The following is a 2,143-nucleotide window of genomic DNA, read 5'->3' as shown; positions in this document are numbered from 1 at the left end:
TCGTACAAGAAGCCTTAACGTAGGATATTTTCCGTTTTCCAAGCGGACCCCATATTGATTTTTGTCACTGCCAAAATGAGCGTTTTGATAGTGAAGTTGCCTATTCAACATATGACCAATATGACGCACCAAGAAAAATCGCTATGATTTCATACTCTTTATTCGACAATGTGAGCAAGTCATGAGCAAAAATCCTCCACCGAGAGGTCGAAACTATCCATTCGCACAGCGCGGTAGTGCTTTTTGGGAAAAGTGTCACGTCACATTCGATCAAGCCGTTGATATGTTTTATGACCAAACCGCTATGCAGCAACATTTAGGGCATGATCCTATTGTGAATTCATTGGTTTACAAAAGAGTTACATATCCCACTATTTTTGATGCTCAAAGAGCATACACACAGGATCAAAATGCCTTTTATCAAAAGAAAGAGCAGGAACAGCTCGCGCTTGAAGCAAGAGGCATTAAGGCATTTAAGAACATGAATGATGCGATCCGTAGTCGTTTAAATCCTACGGAAGATGGTTTAGCTAATCCGCTTGAGCGTCCTTTAAAACCAATGGGTGAAGCATCTAAGAGTATATTTGAACAGTTCACTAGTGAACTCGTTCATGAGCCGTCAGGTCGAAGTACAGACATCGCTTCCGTTCAATCCTATTCTCCAGTTAACGACCCTTATGGTTCAGAGCCTTTGTTATATAGCCAAACTCAAACGGTTGAAAAAGTATTGAGTGATTCTCTTGCTTTAGAGTGTTCTCTGGAAGATGAAATGGCTAAGAACATGCAGCATGTGCTTATCACGGATTTAGAAGATGCGCACAAGATATTGCATAACGTTTGGGTCGATTCTGGTAAAGATGTTGCCGCTCTTGCTGCGAGTATTAATACAGCCAAATCATGGTTCAACCACACAGAGCCGATGTTTGACGCTGCGTCTATTGCTAAGCAATTCGGGGATATGAACATTAAGGCGGATCTTGTTGAGAGCAGAGGAAAAATCTTTGTCGCATTCAATGGGACAGATCTGAACGGGAAAGCACTCAAACATGCGCTTGTAAATGGCACTCGTGTCAACATGAATGGAAAAAAATACCCGCTGAACTCATTTAAAGCAATGCAAACTGGTTTTAGCCCGAAATCTAGGGCTGCAAACTTTAAAGGTGCAGGAGTTTTAACGTTTGTAGTATCGGCGAGTATTGCTACCAGTGACCTAGTATTCAAAGATGATTACCACCTAGTGGATTGGTTTGGGAATGTTGGCTCTGACATGTTCAAATTTATGCTCCAGACAGCCGTTGGTGAGGCATCTTTGTTCGCGGTTGCTGCTCTTGGTGGTACGGTTTTAGTCGGTGCTCTTGCGTGTGTTGCTGCCTACGTAATTATTGAATGGGCTTGGGGGGAGTTTAAAATCTCAAACACAATTGTTAGAGAGTTAGAGAATGTTATCCAAAACTAGCGTTAGATTTGCAATACTTTTTATGTGGAGTTTCTTTTTTCCTAGTTGGTTTTATGTATCTAAAGGAGTATTAGAAGATTATCTTGATCTGTTGAATCATGCTGATCTTGTACAAGTTTCAATAATTACTTTATGGCTACCCGTAGGTTTTTTTGGGGTGCTGCTTTATTTGTTGTTTTTAACACCTAAGGCTTTCGTTCGTGGTGAAAAAATAAAAGAAATTTACCGCTCTCAAACAATAAAAATCTGGGATAAGATTGTAACTATATTTGCTTTATGCGGAATTGCATTTGCTGTTGCCTGGACATACCACTCTATCGATTTGTTAGAAAAATATGGGTATGTGTACAGCCGAGATTTAACAAGAATCACTCCAACAGGAATACATCTGATGTACGTGAAAGCTCGATGATTTAGTCACAATGTTTGAATTTAAAAAGGCTCCTTCGGGAGTCTTTTTATTCGCTACTACTCTTCGGAATCCCTTGTAACTAAAGGCCTGAGAGCCAACTTTGGACTTTTCGCTGAAATGGGCGCAAAACCCCTTTGTGTAGATACTTGACGCCAGCGGCGGGGTAATAACGCTGAAACTTCGCGTAGCGGCGATACACCGGACGTAACTGCGCGTCGTTTTTGGCCATGAGTCTTGTGATGAGCAACATCACCAAAAACAACACCACACCGATA

General features: G+C 41.3%; 2 protein-coding genes and 1 pseudogene. 2 read left to right on the top strand and 1 reads right to left on the bottom strand.

The annotated features are described in order from the left end of the window. The first annotated feature begins 769 nt into the window (after positions 1 to 769). Positions 770 to 1,456: a hypothetical protein gene (locus OU793_RS24255; protein ID WP_049874738.1), complete on the top strand. Its 687-nt coding sequence runs from the start codon at positions 770 to 772 to the stop codon at positions 1,454 to 1,456. Next, positions 1,440 to 1,868, top strand: coding sequence for a hypothetical protein (locus OU793_RS24250; protein ID WP_025499522.1), 429 nt, complete (start codon positions 1,440 to 1,442; stop codon positions 1,866 to 1,868). The genes OU793_RS24255 and OU793_RS24250 overlap by 17 nt, the downstream gene beginning before the upstream one ends. Before the next feature lie 79 nt (positions 1,869 to 1,947). On the opposite strand, the pseudogene OU793_RS24245 reads toward OU793_RS24250, so the two are convergent. Further along, positions 1,948 to 2,143: pseudogene (locus tag OU793_RS24245) on the bottom strand (hypothetical protein); the annotation flags it as partial.

It is taken from the genome of Vibrio sp. VP6 (assembly GCF_028823755.1).
Lineage (GTDB): Bacteria > Pseudomonadota > Gammaproteobacteria > Enterobacterales > Vibrionaceae > Vibrio > Vibrio parahaemolyticus.
Note: the sequence above shows the minus strand (reverse complement) of the source record. Positions and strands in the feature narration are given on the sequence as shown.

Bases quoted from the DNA above. Each gene is read 5' to 3' on its own strand.
- OU793_RS24255 (WP_049874738.1), top strand. From the start codon at position 770: ATGGCTAAGAACATGCAGCATGTGCTTATCACGGATTTAGAAGATGCG.
- OU793_RS24250 (WP_025499522.1), top strand. From the start codon at position 1,440: ATGTTATCCAAAACTAGCGTTAGATTTGCAATACTTTTTATGTGGAGT.